Source organism: Citrobacter sp. CK189 (genome assembly GCF_030333505.1).
Taxonomy (GTDB): domain Bacteria; phylum Pseudomonadota; class Gammaproteobacteria; order Enterobacterales; family Enterobacteriaceae; genus Citrobacter_B; species Citrobacter_B koseri.
On sequence record NZ_JAOWFV010000040.1, the window covers coordinates 18,035 to 37,379 of the forward strand.

16 protein-coding genes and 1 pseudogene are annotated in these 19,345 nt (G+C 54.9%); 12 read left to right on the plus strand and 5 right to left on the minus strand.

The window, feature by feature from the left end:
• The first annotated feature begins 253 nt into the window (after positions 1-253).
• The 6 genes and pseudogenes from pgi to OGV83_RS21675 all read left to right on the plus strand — a co-directional run.
• A complete protein-coding gene (gene pgi, locus OGV83_RS18455; protein ID WP_286464321.1) occupies positions 254-1,903 on the plus strand; it encodes a glucose-6-phosphate isomerase in 1,650 nt (549 codons plus the stop codon).
• Positions 1,904-2,362: 459 nt separating this feature from the next.
• Entirely contained in the window at positions 2,363-2,605 is a 243-nt protein-coding gene (gene yjbE, locus OGV83_RS18460; protein WP_012134661.1) for an exopolysaccharide production protein YjbE, read from the plus strand.
• A 107-nt stretch (positions 2,606-2,712) separates the two neighbouring features.
• Positions 2,713-3,351 (plus strand): YjbF family lipoprotein, encoded by a 639-nt coding sequence (locus OGV83_RS18465; protein WP_049012005.1) that lies wholly within the window; start codon positions 2,713-2,715, stop codon positions 3,349-3,351.
• Positions 3,348-4,085 carry a capsule biosynthesis GfcC family protein gene (locus tag OGV83_RS18470; protein ID WP_286464322.1) on the plus strand — a complete coding sequence of 246 codons (738 nt, stop codon included), beginning with the start codon at positions 3,348-3,350 and terminating at the stop codon, positions 4,083-4,085. Before OGV83_RS18465 ends, OGV83_RS18470 begins: the two co-directional genes overlap by 4 nt.
• Positions 4,085-6,181: a YjbH domain-containing protein gene (locus OGV83_RS18475; protein ID WP_286464324.1), complete on the plus strand. Its 2,097-nt coding sequence runs from the start codon at positions 4,085-4,087 to the stop codon at positions 6,179-6,181. The genes OGV83_RS18470 and OGV83_RS18475 overlap by 1 nt, the downstream gene beginning before the upstream one ends.
• A 16-nt stretch (positions 6,182-6,197) precedes the next feature.
• Positions 6,198-6,296: pseudogene (locus OGV83_RS21675) on the plus strand (hypothetical protein); the annotation flags it as partial.
• Here OGV83_RS21675 and OGV83_RS18480 read toward each other — a convergent pair.
• Complete coding sequence (locus OGV83_RS18480; protein ID WP_286464325.1) at positions 6,279-6,731, minus strand: acyltransferase; 453 nt, start codon at positions 6,729-6,731, stop codon at positions 6,279-6,281. The pseudogene OGV83_RS21675 and the gene OGV83_RS18480 sit on opposite strands and share 18 nt — an antisense overlap.
• A 141-nt stretch (positions 6,732-6,872) precedes the next feature.
• On the opposite strand from OGV83_RS18480, the gene psiE reads away from it, so the two are divergent.
• Positions 6,873-7,283, plus strand: coding sequence for a phosphate-starvation-inducible protein PsiE (gene psiE / locus OGV83_RS18485; RefSeq protein ID WP_012907714.1), 411 nt, complete (start codon positions 6,873-6,875; stop codon positions 7,281-7,283).
• A gap of 105 nt (positions 7,284-7,388) precedes the next feature.
• Here psiE and malG read toward each other — a convergent pair whose 3' ends face one another.
• From malG to malE, 3 genes are all read right to left on the minus strand, one after another.
• Positions 7,389-8,279 carry a maltose ABC transporter permease MalG gene (gene malG, locus OGV83_RS18490; RefSeq protein ID WP_012134654.1) on the minus strand — a complete coding sequence of 297 codons (891 nt, stop codon included), beginning with the start codon at positions 8,277-8,279 and terminating at the stop codon, positions 7,389-7,391.
• Positions 8,280-8,293: 14 nt separating this feature from the next.
• A complete protein-coding gene (gene malF, locus OGV83_RS18495) occupies positions 8,294-9,838 on the minus strand; it encodes a maltose ABC transporter permease MalF (RefSeq protein WP_286464327.1) in 1,545 nt (514 codons plus the stop codon).
• A 128-nt stretch (positions 9,839-9,966) separates the two neighbouring features.
• A complete protein-coding gene (gene malE / locus OGV83_RS18500) occupies positions 9,967-11,157 on the minus strand; it encodes a maltose/maltodextrin ABC transporter substrate-binding protein MalE (protein WP_024130838.1) in 1,191 nt (396 codons plus the stop codon).
• A 371-nt stretch (positions 11,158-11,528) separates the two neighbouring features.
• Between malE and malK the strand changes: the two genes are divergently transcribed.
• From malK to ubiA, 5 genes are all read left to right on the plus strand, one after another.
• Positions 11,529-12,638 carry a maltose/maltodextrin ABC transporter ATP-binding protein MalK gene (malK, locus tag OGV83_RS18505; RefSeq protein ID WP_012134650.1) on the plus strand — a complete coding sequence of 370 codons (1,110 nt, stop codon included), beginning with the start codon at positions 11,529-11,531 and terminating at the stop codon, positions 12,636-12,638.
• 133 nt (positions 12,639-12,771) lie between these two features.
• On the plus strand, positions 12,772-14,124 hold the full coding sequence (locus tag OGV83_RS18510) for a maltoporin (RefSeq protein ID WP_024130837.1): 1,353 nt from the start codon (positions 12,772-12,774) through the stop codon (positions 14,122-14,124).
• 154 nt (positions 14,125-14,278) lie between these two features.
• Positions 14,279-15,220, plus strand: a complete 942-nt coding sequence (gene malM / locus OGV83_RS18515) for a maltose operon protein MalM (protein WP_012134648.1) — start codon at positions 14,279-14,281, stop codon at positions 15,218-15,220.
• Positions 15,221-15,401: 181 nt separating this feature from the next.
• Entirely contained in the window at positions 15,402-15,899 is a 498-nt protein-coding gene (gene ubiC, locus OGV83_RS18520) for a chorismate lyase (RefSeq protein ID WP_012134646.1), read from the plus strand.
• Positions 15,900-15,911: 12 nt separating this feature from the next.
• The gene (ubiA, locus tag OGV83_RS18525) at positions 15,912-16,781 is read left to right on the plus strand and encodes a 4-hydroxybenzoate octaprenyltransferase (RefSeq protein ID WP_110494805.1); all 870 of its coding nucleotides are present in this window, start codon (positions 15,912-15,914) and stop codon (positions 16,779-16,781) included.
• 91 nt (positions 16,782-16,872) lie between these two features.
• Here the strand turns inward: ubiA and plsB are convergent, their stop codons facing one another.
• Positions 16,873-19,293: a glycerol-3-phosphate 1-O-acyltransferase PlsB gene (gene plsB, locus OGV83_RS18530; RefSeq protein ID WP_049011993.1), complete on the minus strand. Its 2,421-nt coding sequence runs from the start codon at positions 19,291-19,293 to the stop codon at positions 16,873-16,875.
• Positions 19,294-19,345 lie beyond the last annotated feature (52 nt).

A 19,345-nucleotide genomic window follows, 5' to 3' on the forward strand; every position in this document is an offset into this window, starting at 1 on the left:
AGAAACCGGTGCAGGCGCAAATACCGTATTTATAAATAAAATGTGTGGCTGGGACTGTCAACGCCGGGATTATGCGGATTTTTTATGCTGTCTTAGCCCTCAGTAACAGTGCTTATAACGACTATACTTTTTGCTGCTTTTTATCCGCGTTTGATTCGCGTTCGGGCTAACGGCACTAAAACAATCACACTTTTTTGTGACTGGCGTTACAATCGATCTCAGTCACAATTCTCAAATCAGAAGAGTATTGCTAATGAAAAACATCAATCCGACGCAGACTTCTGCCTGGCAGGCACTACAAAAACACTACGACGACATGAAGGACGTTACTATCGCGGATCTTTTCGCGAAAGATAGCGACCGTTTTACCCGATTTTCCGCGACATTTGACGATTTGATGCTGGTGGATTTCTCCAAAAACCGCATCACCGAAGAGACGCTGGCGAAATTACAGGATCTGGCGAAAGAGACCGATCTGGCCGGTGCGATTAAGTCCATGTTCTCTGGCGAAAAAATCAACCGTACCGAAGACCGTGCCGTGCTGCACGTTGCGCTGCGTAACCGTAGCAATACTCCGATTATCGTTGACGGCAAAGATGTGATGCCGGAAGTGAATGCGGTGCTGGAGAAGATGAAAGCCTTCTCTGAAGCGATTATTTCAGGTCAATGGAAAGGTTACACCGGTAAAGCGGTCACTGACGTGGTCAACATCGGTATCGGTGGTTCCGACCTGGGGCCGTTCATGGTGACTGAAGCGCTGCGCCCGTACAAAAACCATCTGAATATGCATTTTGTGTCTAACGTCGATGGCACCCACATCGCCGAAGTGCTGAAGAAAGTAAACCCGGAAACCACCCTGTTCCTGGTGGCGTCTAAAACCTTCACAACGCAGGAAACCATGACCAACGCCCACAGCGCGCGCGACTGGTTCCTGAGCACCGCGAATGATGAAAAACACGTCGCGAAACACTTTGCGGCGCTTTCCACCAATGCGAAAGCGGTGGGTGAGTTTGGGATCGACACCGCCAACATGTTTGAGTTCTGGGACTGGGTCGGCGGTCGTTACTCTCTGTGGTCGGCGATTGGCCTGTCTATCATCCTGTCCGTCGGCTTTGACAACTTCGTTGAACTGCTGTCCGGCGCACATGCGATGGATAAACACTTCTCCACAACACCGGCTGAGAAAAACCTGCCGGTGCTGCTGGCGCTGATCGGTATCTGGTACAACAACTTCTTTGGCGCAGAAACCGAAGCGATTCTGCCGTACGACCAGTATATGCACCGTTTTGCGGCCTACTTCCAGCAGGGCAATATGGAGTCCAACGGCAAGTATGTTGACCGTAACGGCAATGCCGTAGACTACCAGACTGGCCCAATCATCTGGGGTGAACCGGGCACCAACGGCCAGCACGCGTTCTACCAGCTGATTCACCAGGGGACGAAGATGGTGCCTTGCGACTTTATCGCCCCGGCGATAACCCATAACCCGTTGTCCGATCACCATCAGAAACTGCTGTCTAACTTCTTCGCTCAGACCGAAGCGCTGGCGTTCGGCAAATCCCGTGAGGTGGTTGAGCAGGAATATCGCGATCAGGGGAAAGATCCGTCTCAGCTTGAGCATGTGGTGCCGTTCAAAGTGTTCGAAGGCAACCGCCCGACGAACTCCATCCTGCTGCGTGAAATCACGCCGTTTAGCCTGGGGGCGTTGATTGCGCTGTATGAGCACAAAATCTTCACTCAGGGCGCGATCCTGAACATCTTCACCTTCGATCAGTGGGGCGTTGAGCTGGGCAAACAACTGGCTAACCGTATCCTGCCGGAACTGGGTGATGATAAAGCGATTTCCAGCCATGACAGTTCAACTAACGGTCTGATTAACCGTTATAAAGCATGGCGTGCCTGATGGCGTAACGCCCGGTGGCGCTACGCTTACCGGGCCTACAAATGGTGCGTCCTGTAGGCCGGATAAGGCGTTCCGCCGCCATCCGGCAGAAAAGTGATATATCTGTAAAAAAAGCCGATATTATTATCGGCTTTTTTTATAAGATAATTCCGGTTGTCTGTGCTATTCCGCAAAAATTTATATTGAGCTTAATCCTAAAATAATGAATAACCCGTAAGTTACTCGGTGTTATTTTCAGAGTATACGGATAATAAATATTGCATTGTTTTATTTTAATATGATGTTTTTAAAAGATATTTAATTAGCATATAAATGCCATTCCAGCCAAAAGTTTAATTATCCTAAAACCGTCTCGCTATTTAGACCTGTCGCAATCCACATGCTTTAGTTGTGTATACTCGATCCCGCCTGAATCGTTTTTCGGGTAAATCTCCATTCATTCAATGAAGGGATATTGTGATGAAAAAAGCTCTGTATGGCATTTTTGCCATATCTGCGCTTGCGGCGACTTCTGTCTGGGCCGCCCCCGTTCAGGTGGGTGAAGCAGCAGGGTCGGCGGCGACGTCGGTATCAGCGGGAAGTTCCTCCGCAACCAGCGTCAGCACCGTAAGCTCGGCGGTGGGCGTCGCTCTGGCGGCGACCGGCGGTGGCGATGGTTCTAATACCGGAACCACTACCACCACAACCACCAGTACCCAGTAACACCGGTACGTTTAATCATAACCACACTTCGGTGTGGTTATTTTAGCTTGCCTGAGCCTGTGGGACTTCCTGGCCGGGGCCTCCCGGCAATAATGCGGAGAAGAGTCGTGAAGCGACCTGGAATTATCATCATTTGCCTGCTGTTACAGGCTTGCTCAGCCACCACTAAAGGTCTGGGTAATTCGCTGTGGGACAGTCTGTTCGGTACGCCGGGCGTACAACTGACGGACGATGACATTCAAAACATGCCTTATGCCAGCCAGTACATGCAGCTCAATGGCGGGCCGCAGCTGTTTGTGGTGCTCGCTTTCGCAGAGAACGGGCAGCAGAAATGGGTGACGCAGGATCAGGCCACCATCGTGACTCAGCATGGTCGCCTGATTAAAACCCTGCTCGGCGGCGACAATCTGATCGGTGTGAACAATCTGGCGGCTGACCCATTGGCCAGACCGGCACAAATCGTAGATGGCGCAACGTGGACGCGCACGATGGGCTGGACGGAACATAAACAGGTGCGTTACGCCACCGCCCGCTCGGTCTTCAAATGGGATGGCACTGACAGCATTAAGGTCGGTAGCGATGTAACCGCCGTTCGCGTACTGGATGAAGAAGTTACAACCGACCAGGCGCGCTGGCATAACCGCTACTGGATCGACAGCGAAGGGCAAATCCGCCAGTCGGAGCAGTATCTGGGGGCGGACTACTTCCCGGTGAAAACCACGCTCATTAAGGCGGCAAAACAATGATGAAACAGACCATTGCAGCGCTGGCCTTGAGTTTGTGCGCTTCCTCATCTTTTGCCGCAGGCACCGTGAAGGTGTTTGCCGCAGGCAGCACAGAACCGAAGACGCTCACCGGCGCGGAACATCTGATCGATCTGGTCGGGCAGCCGAAACTGGCGAACAGCTGGTGGCCTGGCGCGGTTATCAGCGAAGAGCGGGCTACCGCCACGGCGCAGCGCCAGCAGCAGGAATTATTGAGCCGCCTGGCTGCGTTTGGCGCAGAGAAAAGCGGCGATGACGCCGCCGCAATCAATACGCTGCGCCAGCAGGTGCAGACATTGAAAGTGACTGGCAGACAGCTCGTTAACCTTGACCCGGATACCGTGCGCGTCAGCGAACGGGGCAATCCGCCGTTGCAGGGCCATTACACGCTGTGGGTCGGCGGGCAGCCGACAGATATCACGCTGTTTGGATTGGTTAGTCAGCCGGGTAAACGCCCCTTCAGCCCGGGGCGGGACGTGGCCAGCTACCTTGATGAGCAAAGCCTGCTCAGCGGGGCGGATCGCAGCTATGCGTGGGTTGTCTATCCCGACGGACGCACGCAGAAAGCGCCGGTCGCTTACTGGAACAAGCGTCACGTTGAGCCGATGCCAGGCAGCATCATTTTTATCGGTCTTACGGATTCTCTATGGAGCAACACGCCGGATGCGCTTAACGCCGACATTCTTCGTACTCTGACGCAGCGGATACCCGAATAATGAAAAAAACACATCTGCTCAGCTTACTGGCGCTGGGCATCAGCGCAGCCTGCCATGCCGAAACATATCCGGCCCCCATTGGGCCGTCACAATCTGACTTCGGCGGCGTGGGGCTGCTGCAAACGCCAACGGCGCGAATGGCGCGGGAAGGGGAGATGAGCCTGAACTATCGTGATAACGATCAGTATCGCTACTACTCCGCGTCGATACAGTTGTTCCCGTGGCTGGAAACCACGCTGCGCTATACCGACGTGCGTACCAGACAATACAGCAGCGTGGAGTCGTTTTCCGGCAACCAGACCTACAAAGACAAAGCCTTCGACCTGAAACTGCGGTTATGGGAAGAGAGCTACTGGATGCCGCAGGTGGCGGTCGGCGCAAGGGATATCGGCGGGACGGGGCTGTTCGATGCGGAATACATAGTAGCGAACAAAGCCTGGGGGCCGTTTGATTTCTCGCTCGGTCTTGGCTGGGGTTATCTGGGCACCAGCGGCAACGTGAGCAATCCGTTTTGCTCATACAGCGATAAATTCTGTCACCGCGATAACAGTTATAAACAGGCCGGTTCCGTCAACGGCAGCGATATGTTCCACGGGCCAGCGTCGCTGTTTGGCGGGGTGGAGTATCAAACGCCCTGGCAGCCGCTGCGCCTGAAACTGGAGTATGAAGGCAACAATTATCAGCAGGATTTCGCGGGTAAGCTGGAGCAGAAGAGCAAGTTTAACGTCGGCGCCATTTACCGCGTCACCGATTGGGCCGACGTTAACCTCAGCTATGAACGCGGCAACACCTTCATGTTTGGCGTGACGCTGCGGACAAACTTCAACGATTTGCGCCCATCGTATAACGATAACGCGCGACCGAAATATCAGCCTGAACCGCAGGACGCCATCCTGCAACACTCGGTCGTCGCTAACCAGTTGACGCTGCTGAAATACAACGCCGGACTGGCGGACCCTAAAATTCAGGTGAAAGGCGATACGCTGTACGTTACCGGCGAGCAGGTGAAATACCGTGACTCGCGGGAAGGGATCGAACGCGCGAATCGGATCGTCATGAACGATCTGCCAGAAGGGATTCGCACGATCCGCGTGACGGAAAACCGTCTCAATATGCCGCAGGTCACCACGGAAACCGATGTCGCCAGCCTGAAACGCCATCTGGAAGGCGAGCCATTAGGACACGAGACCCTACTGGCGCAAAAACGTGTGGAGCCGATCGTGCCGGAAACAACCGAGCAGGGTTGGTATATCGATAAATCGCGCTTTGATTTCCATATCGATCCGGTGTTGAACCAGTCTGTCGGCGGCCCGGAAAATTTCTATATGTACCAGCTTGGCGTGATGGGGACGGCGGATCTGTGGGTAACGGATCATCTGCTTACCACCGGCAGTCTGTTTGCCAATATCGCCAACAATTACGACAAATTTAACTACACCAATCCACCGAACGATTCGCATCTTCCGCGTGTGCGTACCCATGTGCGTGAATATGTGCAGAACGATATCTATGTTAATAACCTGCAAGCCAACTACTTCCAGTACCTCGGCAACGGTTTCTACGGCCAGGTTTACGGCGGTTATCTGGAGACCATGTACGGCGGCGCAGGGGCGGAAGTGCTGTATCGCCCGGTCGACAGCAACTGGGCGTTTGGTCTTGACGCTAACTACGTGAAACAGCGTGACTGGCGTAGCGCGCAGGATATGATGAAATTCACCGATTACAGCGTGAAAACCGGCCACTTGACCGCCTACTGGACGCCGTCGTTCGCGCAGGATGTGCTGGTGAAAGCGAGCGTCGGTCAATATCTGGCTGGCGACAAGGGCGGTACGCTGGAAATCGCGAAACGCTTTGACAGCGGCGTGGTGGTTGGCGGCTATGCCACGATCACCGATGTGTCGCCGGACGAGTACGGGGAAGGGGATTTCACCAAAGGCGTGTACGTGTCGGTGCCGTTGGATCTCTTCTCGTCCAGCCCAACCCGCAGCCGCGCAGCGATTGGCTGGACGCCGCTGACGCGTGATGGCGGTCAGCAGCTTGGCCGGAAGTTTGGTCTGTACGATATGACCAGCGACCGCAACGTGAATTTCCGCTGATCGAGCCGTTTGCCAGCCGGATGGCGCTACGCTTATCCGGCCTACAAACCGCATTCATTGTAGGCCGGATAAGGCGTTTACGCCGCCATCCGGCAATTTACAGGCGACGCAATAATTTTGCCGGGTTTCCGGCATATACGCCTTTCTCGGTGATCGATTTAGTGACCACGCTTCCCGCGCCGATCACTGTGCCGTCGCAAATGCTGACGGCCAGGATGGTCGCGCCGCTGCCGATGGAAACATTGCTGCCGATCTCAATTCGCCCCCAGTTCTGCCTGTTCGGGTCAGGCTTTCCTTCACGAAACATGTCGTTAGCGAACATTACGCCGTGGCCGATAAAGCAATCGCGTCCAATCGTGACATATTCGCAAACAAACGTATGGGACTGAATTTTTGTGTTTGCGCCAATCTGTGTATTGCCCTGTATTTCGACAAAAGGTCCGATGAAAACATTGTCGCCAAGCTGGCAGTCGTACAGGTTTGCGGGCTCATAAATCACCACATTTTCACCGCAGGTGACGTTGCGGACGGTAACGTGTTTTAACTGCATTTTCCCTTCTCTTTGAAACATGCCATGACAGAGATAATTCTCCGCTGACCTTTGCTGCACAAAACATAAACAAAAAATATAGATCTCCGTCACATTTTTGCGTTATACAGGAACCTTGCTACTGAGAAAGAGGGTGCTGCTATGACGTCACTATCTCGTCCACGCGTGGAGTTTATCTCCACGATCCTACAGACCGTGCTGAATCTTGGGCTGTTAAGTCTGGGCCTGATCCTGGTCGTTTTCCTCGGTAAAGAGACCTTACATCTGGCGGATGTGCTGTTCGCGCCGGAGCAAACCAGCAAATACGAACTGGTGGAAGGGCTGGTGGTCTACTTTCTCTACTTTGAGTTTATTGCGTTGATTGTGAAGTATTTCCAGTCAGGTTTTCATTTCCCGCTACGCTACTTTGTCTATATCGGGATCACCGCGATTGTGCGGCTGATCATCGTCGATCATAAATCGCCGATGGATGTGCTGATCTACTCTGCGGCGATCCTGTTATTGGTGATCACCCTGTGGTTATGTAATTCGAAACGGCTAAAACGGGAATAAAAAAAGGCGCTCCGAGGAGCGCCGAAGAACAGTCACAAGTTGGGATAATATAAGTTGAGGGTTGCAGTGGCATTGCCCGTTTCCGGGCAGGTACATCAATGAAACTTAGCCTTTCACACCGCCTGCCGTCAGGCCGTTGACCAGCCAACGCTGGGCCAGCAGGAACACCAGCGTGATCGGGATGGCGGACAACACGGCTGCGGCGGCAAAATCGCCCCACAGATAGTTTTGCGGGTTGAGGTACTGCTGCATACCTACCGCCAGGGTATAGCTGTTTACATCACGCAGTAACAGCGAGGCGACAGGAACTTCAGTGATGGCGGCAATGAACGACAGAATAAAGACCACCGCCAGAATCGGCACCGAGAGCGGCAGCAGCACCAGGCGGAAAGCCTGCCACGGCGTCGCGCCATCCAGCGCCGCCGCTTCTTCCAGCGAACCGTCGATGGTTTCGAAATAGCCTTTAATCGTCCAGACGTGCAGCGCAATCCCGCCCAGGTAAGCGAAAATCACCCCGCCGTGGGTATTCAGACCGATAAACGGAATGTACTGGCCGAGACGGTCGAACAACGCGTACAACGCCACCAGTGACAGCACCGCCGGGAACATCTGGAAAATCAGCATCCCTTTGAGCAACGTCGCTTTGCCGGGAAAGCGCATACGGGCAAACGCGTAAGCGCAGGTCGTAGAGAGCGCCACGATGCCAATGGCGGTGATCGCCGCGACTTTGATCGAGTTCCACAGCCATAACAGAACCGGGAAGGGGGGCGGCGTGACACGGCCATCAGCGTGTTCCACGCTGAAGCCCAATGCCAGCCGCCAGTGCTCCCAGGAGATGCGTTCCGGGATCAGGCTCCCGGTTGCGAAGTTGCCTTCACGCAGCGAAATGGCGACGACCATCAGCAGCGGGAACATGATTGCCGCGATAAAAATCAGCAGCCCTAAGTGCGTGATGAAGAGACGCAGCTTTTGAGATTTGGGTTGAACCATTGCCATTGTTGTTATCTCCCTTAATCAAACTTCATACGCGTGGCTTTCAGGTTCACGATGGCCAGCGCGCCGACCAGCAGGAAGATCAGCGTGGCGATCGCGGCCGCCAGACCGAAGTCCTGGCCCCCGCCGCCTTCAAAGGCGATGCGGTAGGTGTAGCTCACGAGCAGGTCGGTATAACCGGCTGGCGTAGTGGTGCCGAGGCGGTCCGGGCCGCCGTTGGTCAGAAGCTGAATCAGTACGAAGTTGTTAAAGTTAAAGGCAAAGCTGGCGATCATCAGCGGCGTCAGCGGCTTAATCAGCAGCGGGAATGTAATCTTAAAGAAGTTCTGGAACGGCCCCGCGCCGTCCATTGCCGACGCTTCGTACAGATCGTCTGGAATCGCTTTCAGCAGGCCCATGCAGAGGATCATCATGTACGGATAGCCCAGCCAGGTGTTGACGATAATGACCATCGTGCGGGCGGTGTTCGGGTCGCTGAACCAGGCCGGTTTGAGGCCAAACAGCGCGCTCAGCATCATGTTGATCTCACCAAAGCTCTGGTTGAACAAACCTTTGAAGATCAGAATCGAGATGAACGACGGCACCGCATACGGCAGAATCAGCAGCACGCGGTAAATCGCTTTACCTTTCAGCGCTTCCCACTGTACGAGGCAGGCCAGCACCATCCCAACCGCCACGGTCAGCAGCACGGTGAGAACTGAGAACACCACGGTCCAGACGAAGATCGCGAAGAACGGTTTCTGGATGCCCTCGTCAGTAAAGACGCGGGAGAAATTGTCCCAGCCGATGGTCACGGTGTAGCCTGGGCTCAGTTTTTCGTCGCCCCAGTTGCCGTCCGCGTTGATGGACTGATAGTAGCCAATATCGTTGTTTGGCCGGTACGCCACGCCGCTCTGGTTATTTGTCAGCGTGCCGTCGCTGGCAAGGGTATAGAGCGGCTGGGTGCCGGAAAACTGGCGCAGCGAGCTCATGATGACCTTGCTTTCATCGGGTAAAATGGCGGTAAGCTGGTTCAGCGCCTGACGATTTTGGGTGATGATGCGCAGGTTAGCGCGTTCACCGGTCGGCAGTGCGTCAGTCTCTTTCAGTTGCAGTTTTTGTTCGCCGCCGAATTTAAAGGCGTCGGAGAGATAATTCTTGCCGGTTTCGCCGTCGGTGAGGGCCAGTTGCCACTCGTCACCCGCCGGATACAGGCCAAAGTTATAGGTTTTGCCCGCCTGATAAGAACGATCCATCAGCACCTGCTGGGCGCGTTCAAAGGTGAGCTGGTTGGTGCTGCTGTAGTTGGTAAAGGCGATGGCGATAGTGCAGACCAGCGGGAACAGAACAAACAGCCCCATGCCGGCCATGCCCGGATAAACATAGCGCCAGGCATAGGTTTTACGATTCGCGAAAATATACAGGCCAGCAGAGCTTAAAATCAGCGTCATGATGGCAAACAGGTACTCCCCTTGTGCGTACATTAAAACTACAAGGTAACCCACCAGCAGGCCCAGCAGACCAATCGCTGACCACTTCAGCGCGTCGCTTTGCCACCAATGTTTCTTTTTAATGACATCCATGGGGATCTTCCTCTACAACTTTGAAATCCTGTAGGTCAGCGTACCTGATGGCGCTGCGCTTATCCGGCCTACCTGTTCTGTAGGCCGGAGAAGGCATTGATGCCGCCAGCCGGCACACGACCTGAACATTACTTGGTGATACGACCCTGCGCGTCTTTCAGCGCGGCGTCGACAGTCTGACGACCGCTGGCAGCGTTGATAACTGCCGTACGAACCGCATACCAGAAGGCTGACATCTGCGGAATGTTCGGCATGATTTCGCCTTTCTGGGCGTTATCCATCGTGGCGGCGATACGCGGATCTTTCGCTAACTGATCCTGGAAGGATTTCAGCGCAACCGCGCCCAGCGGTTTGTCCTTGTTCACGTCGTCCAGACCCTGATCGGTCAGCAGGTAGTTTTCGAGGAACTCTTTCGCCAGCTCTTTGTTCGGGCTGGCGGCGTTAATGCCCGCGCTCAGCACGCCAACGAACGGTTTAGACGGTTTGCCTTTGAATGTCGGCAGCAGTGTCACGCCGTAATTGATTTTGCTCTTGTCGATGTTTGACCACGCCCACGGACCGTTGATGGTCATCGCCGTTTCGCCTTTGTTAAAGGCGGCTTCCGCGATGGAGTAATCGGTATCGGCGTTCATGTGTTTGTTTTTGATCATATCGACCAGGAAGCCCAGACCGGCTTTCGCCCCTGCGCTGTCTACGCCGACATCTTTCACGTCATACTTACCGTTCTCAAACTTGAACGCGTAACCGCCATCGGCGGCAATCAGCGGCCAGGTGAAGTACGGTTCTTGCAGGTTGAACATCAGCGCGCTCTTACCTTTCGCCTTCAGCTCTTTATCCAGCGCCGGGATCTCTTCCCAGGTTTTCGGCGGGTTCGGAACGAGGTCTTTGTTGTAAATCAGGGACAGCGCTTCAACGGCGATCGGGTAGGCGATCAGCTTGCCGTTGTAACGCACTGCATCCCAGGTGAACGGATAGAGCTTGTCCTGGAATGCCTGGTCCGGGGTGATCTCAGCCAGCAGGCCAGACTGTGCGTAGCCGCCAAAACGGTCATGCGCCCAGAAGATGATGTCCGGGCCGTCACCGGTGGCCGCAACCTGAGGGAATTTCTCTTCCAGCTTGTCCGGGTGCTCAACGGTGACTTTAATGCCGGTGTCTTGTTCGAATTTTTTGCCCACTTCAGCGAGGCCGTTGTAGCCTTTGTCGCCGTTAATCCAGATAACCAGCTTACCTTCTTCAATCTTGGCGAGAGCCGAGGCGGAAAACATCATCGTCGTCAGTGCGGACAATGCGAGGATGCGTGCGCCAGTTTTGATTTTCATATCTCCCATCCTTTTTGGTGATGTGCTCGTGGATACACAGAGGTGGCTTAACGGTATCTAGTTTCTTTATACGACAACCTCTTTCCATCCTCCTTACCCCTACGCCCCACCCCTTCTTTATGTGATCTGTGTTGCATAAATGTGAGTAATGCGTGTTGGCGCACATAAAAACACCGCGATTTTTGCAGGTGACATCACGAAATTCCTCGGCGGGGCGCGGCCCGGGTCTCAGACGCTGCTCCCTCATCCTCCCGCCTCCTCCCCCATAAAAAAGCCGGGGGGTGGAGGATTTACGCAATCAAGGGATCACGCATAGTCAGGCCATCATGAATGTTGCTGTCGATGACAGGTTGTAACGAAGGGAGAAGGGCATGGCGAGCGTACAGCTGCGAAATGTAACGAAAGCCTGGGGTGACGTGGTGGTATCGAAAGATATCAATCTCGACATTCACGAAGGGGAATTCGTGGTGTTTGTCGGACCGTCAGGCTGCGGGAAATCGACCTTGCTGCGTATGATCGCCGGACTTGAAACCATCACCAGCGGAGATCTGTTCATTGGGGAAGCCCGTATGAACGACATCCCGCCCGCCGAACGCGGCGTAGGGATGGTTTTCCAGTCCTATGCGCTCTATCCCCACCTGTCCGTGGCAGAAAACATGTCTTTTGGTTTGAAGCTGGCGGGGGCCAAAAAAGAGGTGATGAATCAGCGTGTGAATCAGGTGGCGGAAGTGCTGCAACTGGCGCACCTGCTGGAGCGCAAGCCGAAAGCGCTCTCCGGCGGCCAGCGCCAGCGCGTGGCGATAGGCCGCACGCTGGTGGCGGAACCGCGCGTGTTCCTGCTTGATGAGCCGCTGTCTAACCTTGATGCCGCCCTGCGCGTGCAGATGCGTATCGAAATCTCCCGCCTGCATAAGCGTCTGGGCCGCACGATGATTTACGTCACCCACGATCAGGTCGAAGCGATGACGCTGGCCGACAAAATCGTGGTGCTGGATGCCGGCCGCGTGGCGCAGGTCGGTAAGCCGCTGGAGCTGTACCACTATCCGGCGGATCGCTTCGTCGCGGGCTTTATCGGTTCCCCGAAAATGAACTTCCTGCCGGTGAAAGTCACCGCGACCGCTATCGAGCAGGTGCAGGTTGAGCTGCCGAACCGCCAGAACGTCTGGCTGCCGGTAGAAAGCAACGGCGTTCAGGTCGGGGCAAATATGTCTTTAGGTATTCGTCCAGAGCATCTGCTGCCCAGCGACATCGCCGATGTCACCCTGGAAGGCGAGGTTCAGGTCGTCGAACAACTTGGTCACGAAACACAAATTCATATCCAGATCCCCGCCATTCGTCAAAACCTGGTTTACCGCCAGAACGACGTGGTGTTGGTAGAAGAGGGTGCCACATTCGCTATCGGTCTGCCGCCAGAGCGTTGCCATCTGTTCCGTGAAGATGGTTCCGCATGCCGTCGGCTGCATAAGGAGCCGGGCGTTTAAGGTCCCCATTAAAAAAACAAAACGCAAAACCATTCGAGGATGTATCGAGGCGGCAAGTGAAAGAACACCGCCAACAAAGAGGCAGTCCGAAGGGGGACGCGTTTAAAGAAAAGCAATGATCTCAGGAGATAGAATAATGATTACTCTGCGCAAACTTCCTCTGGCGGTTGCCGTCGCAGCAGGCGTTATGTCTGCTCAGGCAATGGCAGTGGATTTCCATGGTTATGCTCGTTCCGGTATCGGCTGGACGGGTAGTGGCGGCGAACAACAATGTTTCCAGGCAACTGGCGCTCAAAGTAAATACCGTCTTGGTAACGAATGTGAAACCTATGCGGAATTGAAACTGGGTCAGGAAGTGTGGAAAGAAGGCGACAAGAGCTTTTATTTCGACACTAACGTGGCCTACTCCGTAGCGCAACAGAATGACTGGGAAGCAACCGATCCGGCGTTCCGTGAAGCCAACGTGCAGGGTAAAAACCTGATTGACTGGCTGCCAGGCTCCACCATCTGGGCGGGTAAGCGCTTCTATCAGCGTCATGACGTTCACATGATCGACTTCTACTACTGGGATATTTCTGGTCCTGGTGCGGGTATCGAAAACATCGACCTGGGCTTCGGTAAACTGTCTCTGGCAGCGACCCGCTCTCAGGAAGCCGGTGGTTCCTACACCTTCAGCAGCCAGGATATTTACAACTCTTCTAAAGACACCGCCAACGACGTCTTCGACGTGCGTTTAGCCGGTCTGGAAACGAACCCGGACGGCGTGCTGGAACTGGGTGTCGACTATGGTCGCGCAAACACCACTGACGATTATCGTCTGGCTGACGGCGCATCTAAAGACGGCTGGATGTTCACTGCTGAACATACCCAGAGCATGCTGAAGGGCTACAACAAGTTTGTGGTTCAGTACGCCACTGACGCGATGACCACGCAGGGTAAAGGTATTCCTCAGGGTTCTTACGGCTCGACTTTTGATATCGGCGAAGGCGACGATCAGCTCCACTATGTCGATCGTTACGTCAATAACAACGGTAAGCTGTGGCGTATTCTGGACCACGGGGCGATCTCTCTGGGCGACCGTTGGGACCTGATGTACGTCGGTATGTTCCAGAAACAGGACCTGGATAACGATCTGGGTACTGACTGGTGGACCGTAGGCGTTCGTCCGATGTTCAAATGGACGCCGATCATGAGCACCCTGCTGGAAGTCGGTTACGACAACGTCAAATCTCAGCAGACTGGCGATCGCAACAACCAGTACAAAATCACCCTGGCGCAACAATGGCAGGCTGGCGACAGCATCTGGTCCCGCCCGGCTATCCGTCTCTTTGCAACCTACGCGAAGTGGGATGAGAAATGGGGCTATATCAAAGATGGCGATAACACATTGCGTTATGCCGCATCGAATAACTCCGGCTTCAACACAACCAGCCGTGGCGACAACGATGAGTGGTCCTTCGGCGCCCAGATGGAAATCTGGTGGTAATACGTGACATAACGAGGGGGGCGCAAGTCCCCCGGTAACGAGATGCAGGCCGGATAAGGCGTAGCCGCTATCCGGCATTATCTGCACCGTTTCTCGCGGTTTAGCGCGCTATTGCCTGGCCACCGCTGAACCCGTGCTATCTGAGGTGATAACAATGAAAATGAAGAAAAGTCTCGTCGCCCTTTGTTTATCGGCGGGGTTGCTGGCAAGCGCACCAGGCATCAGCCTGGCGGATGTAAACTATGTTCCGCAAAACACCAGCGCAGCGCCTGCGATTCCGACCGCCGCACTACAACAACTCACCTGGACGCCTGTCGACCAGTCCAGTACGCAGTCCACACAGCTTTCTACCGGTGGTCAGCGGCTTGACGTCGCCGGTATTACAGGCCCGGTTGCCGCGTATAGCGTACCGGCGAACATCGGTGAGCTCACGCTGACATTGAGCAGCGAAGTTAACAAACAAACCAGCGTATTTGCACCGAACGTGCTGATTCTCGACCAGAACCTGACGCCTTCAGCGTTTTTTCCCAGCAGCTACTTTACCTACCAGGCCCCCGGCGTGATGAGCGCGGATCGTCTGGAAGGGGTGATGCGCCTGACGCCTGCGCTGGGCCAGCAGAAGCTGTACGTTCTGGTGTTTACCACCAATAACGATCTCCAGCAGACCACCACGCTGCTTGACCCGGCAAAAGCGTATGCGAAAGGCGTGGGTAATGCCGTCCCGGATATTCCCGATCCGATCGCGCGCCACACGACTGATGGCCTGCTGAAACTGAAAGTGAAAACCAACAGCAGCTCCAGCGTACTGGTTGGCCCGCTGTTTGGTTCTTCCGGTCCGGGACCTGTCACCGTCGGCAACACTGCGGCACCGGCGACCGCCTATACCGCACCAGCCGTTGCCGCGCCAGCGCCTGCCCCGGCGAAGAAAAGCGAGCCAATGCTGAACGACACGGAAAGCTACTTCAACAATGCGATTAAGGACGCGGTAGCGAAAGGTGACGTTGATAAAGCTCTGAAACTGCTTGATGAAGCCGAACGCCTGGGATCGACATCTGCCCGTTCCACGTTTATCAGCAGTGTAAAAGGCAAGGGGTAAGCGTCTCCCCACATTGCTGATTTTGCAACAACTGGTGCGTCTCCTGGCGCACCTTTTTTTTAGCATTCCATGCGAGTTGTTACACTTCTGTTGCGCAACCGATCACTTAATTATGTTTACGCCTCCCGTAATCTCTTTTCTGCGATACAATGCCTTTACGTTATGAAACGGAGAGTACGGCATGTCACACCCTGCGTTAACGCAACTGCGTGCGCTGCGCTATTTTAAAGAGATTCCTGCGCTGGATTCCCGGTTGCTCGACTGGTTACTTCTGGAAGATTCCATGACCAAACGTTTTGAGCAAGAAGGGAAACGGGTAAGCGTGACATTGCTTCGGGAAGCGTTTGTTGGTCCACATGAAGTGGCTGAAGAGGTGGCGCTGCTACCGGTCGAATCCCGCTACTGGTTACGTGAAATTTTGTTATGTGCAGACGGCGAACCCTGGCTTGCCGGGCGTACCGTCGTGCCTGAATCAACGTTGTGCGGCCCTGAGCTGGCCTTACAAAATCTGGGAAAAACGCCGTTAGGGCGCTACCTGTTTACATCATCAACGTTGACCCGAGATTTTATTGAGATTGGTCGTGATGCCGCACTGTGGGGGCGTCGTTCCCGCCTGCGTCTGAGCGGTAAGCCACTGATGCTTACCGAGCTGTTTTTGCCCGCATCACCGTTGTATTAAGAGGAAAACAAAATGGAGTGGAGTCTGACGCAGAATAAGCTGTTGGCGTTTCACCGCCTGATGCGTACGGATAAGCCAATCGGCGCCTTACTGCTGCTCTGGCCGACATTATGGGCGCTGTGGGTAGCGACGCCGGGAGTACCGCAACTGTGGATTCTGGCGGTGTTTGTCGCCGGGGTCTGGTTAATGCGCGCCGCCGGTTGCGTGGTCAACGATTATGCCGATCGTAAGTTTGATGGACATGTGAAACGCACGGCCAACCGACCGTTGCCCAGCGGGGCGGTCACGGAGAAAGAGGCGCGCACGCTGTTTGTCGTACTGGTAGTGCTCTCCTTCCTGCTGGTATTAACGCTGAATACGATGACCATTCTGCTGTCGATTGCGGCGCTGGCGCTGGCGTGGGTCTATCCCTTCATGAAGCGTTACACCCATTTGCCGCAGGTTGTGCTGGGCGCGGCGTTCGGCTGGTCTATTCCTATGGCGTTTGCGGCGGTGAGTGAGTCCGTGCCGCTGAGCTGCTGGCTGATGTTCCTGGCCAATATCCTCTGGGCAGTGGCTTACGACACGCAGTATGCGATGGTTGACCGGGACGACGATCTGAAAATCGGCATTAAATCGACGGCCATTCTGTTCGGGCGACATGACAAACTTATTATCGGGATTTTGCAGATTGCGGTGCTGGCGCTAATGGCGCTGATTGGCTGGCTGAACGGGCTGGGCTGGGGGTATTACTGGTCGGTGCTGGTGGCCGGCGCGCTGTTTGTGTATCAGCAGAAACTGATTGTCGGGCGCGAACGTGAAGCCTGTTTTAAAGCGTTTATGAACAATAACTATGTCGGCCTGGTGCTGTTTTTAGGGCTGGCGATGAGTTACGTTGGCTGAAAAAAAGCCCGGTAGCGCTTACCGGGCCTACATAACATATTGCGCAGAACGTAGGCCGGGTAGGGCGAAGCCGCCACCCGGCTTTTTATTGTCACTCGCCCTGCGTTGCGCTCTCAATGGTCAGACGCACATCCGACGTGATCAAATCGGCCAACATCTGATACACCTTCATCGTCTGCTCAGGCTCGGCGTCTCCGGTATCGCTGATGTATTTCTCATCACGCAGAGTCAGCACCAGGGAACTGAACACCGCTTTATCGAAGAACTCCGGCGCGTTAATGCCGTGCAGAACGGAAAGACGTTGCGCGACCGTGCGGCTCTCTTTTTCCAGCGTACCGCGGTTGATCGACGGATTCGCGCTCAGCAGCCAGAAGGTGATGGCATAGCGTTGCAGCGTTTCGCGCGCGCCAGCCGCCAGCAGTTGCAGCGTGCGAGAATGTGCCGGATTGATATGTAGCTCATCGTTCTGCACGGCGATCAGCCCCTGACGTTGCATCTCACTGCTCAGCGCGTCAATCACGCTGGCAAGCTCATCGTGTTCCCAGCGCAGGAACAGTTCCGCTTTCAGCATCGGATAGAGCACGTCAACATGCTGCATCAGCGCGTCACGCGAGATGTGGCGGTGCTGGGTAATGATGGCCGCCATCAGGGAAGGCAGAACCAGCATATGCGCGATGTTGTTGCGATAGTAGGTCATCAACACGGCCTGCTCGCGCGGCAGAATGATGATATCGCCGATGGTGTCTTTCTCGACCTCAAACTTGTTCATCTGCAAGGCGTGGTCGATCAGTTCACTGGCGCTCTGCGCAGGAACCGTAGAATCCGCCGCGTACGGCACGTTGCGCAGCAGACTCAGATAGCAGTCGAGCTGTTCAGTCAGTTGCTCACGGGTCAGAGAGCGCTGGCGGGAAGCCAGCAGCGCGGTGCAGCACAGGTTCATGGCGTTGGCCGCACCGGCGTTGTTAATGCGCACCATCAGATCGGCGGCAATGTTATTCACCGTCGGTGTCAGCCAGGCCGGGCGGATAGACTCGATAGGATCGATGGATTCACGCCACTCCGGCACATGCTGGTTGAGGTAAGTCATCAATGGCATCGGTTCGCCAAAGTTGACGTAGCCCTGGCCCAGATTACGCAGTTTGCTTAAACCGCGCAGCATCTGCGGCAGGCTCTCTTTCTCTTTCGTCGCGCCACGCAGCTCTTTGGCGTAAGTGCCCACTTCCATCACATGCTCATAGCCGATGTAGATCGGCACCAGCGTGATAGGACGCGTGCCGCCGCGTAACATTGCCTGAATGGTCATCGACAGCGTGCCGGTTTTCGGGTCGAGCAGACGACCGGTACGCGAGCGACCGCCTTCGACAAAATACTCAACCGAGTAACCACGGCTGAACAGCTCGCCCAGGTATTCACGGAAAACGGTGGAGTAGAGCTTGTTGCCCTTGAAGGTTCGACGAATAAAGAACGCGCCCAGACGGCGGAAAATCGGACCCGCCGGCCAGAAGTTCAGGTTGATGCCCGCAGCGATATGCGGCGGCACCAGCCCCTGGTGATACAGCACGTAGGAAAGCAGCATATAGTCCATATGGCTGCGGTGGCAGGGCACATAGACAATTTCATGCCCGTCGTGCGCCAACTGGCGAACGCGCTCGGCGTTATGGACGTTAATCCCCTGATAAAGACGGTTCCAGGTAAAGCCCAGAATACGGTCGGTCAGACGGATCATCTCGTAGGAGAAGTTGGCGGCAATCTCTTCCATCAGCGCAATGGCGTTTTGCTGCGCCTTTTCATGGGAGATTTTTTTGCTGCGCGCTTCATCTTCCACGGCGCGAGCGATGGCTTTTGAAGCCAGCAGCTTGTTAAACAGATCCTGACGGGCTGGCAGACGCGGCCCGACCGCCGCCAGACGTTGACGGGCGAAGTGCATACGCGCCACGCGCGCCAGTTTCTGCGCTATTGTCTTGTCAGTGCCGTGTTCGTCAGCCATCCGACGCAAAGACACGGACGGCGAGAAACGAACAAAGCTGTCACGTCCCAGCCAGGAGACGGCAAAGAATTTCTGCACGCCGTTCAGCATACGTAAAGGCGGGTTCTCTTCTCCTTTTTCGCGCCCCGGAGAGCGGCCAAACATCACCGATACCGGCACCATTTGCACATCCAGATCGGGATTGCTGCGGTGGAGATCGAGATAGTTGTGGAAAAGCTTAATGGACTCTTCTTTTGGCGTGTAATAGGTGAAGACACGCGGCCCGCCGTGAATAAAGACATAACGCGGCAGCAGCGTTCCGTCGATCTCCAGCGGCTCCAGCGGGTCGGGAAGATCGTGCGCCAGACACTGGGCGCGCAGCGTCAGCAGGTCTGCTTTGGAGTTGTACGGCAATACGTACATAATAGGGCGCGATGTATCAAGCCCCAACTCCGGGGCAGGATCTGCCGGAATAGACTTGCTTTTTACCAGCACGCTTAATGGTAAATTCAGTAATTTGTAGTAAATTCGTGGCCAGCCGGACATAAACGATGTAAAGCCTCTGGTTAATAATGCAAATGCGCTGCAAGGATATCAG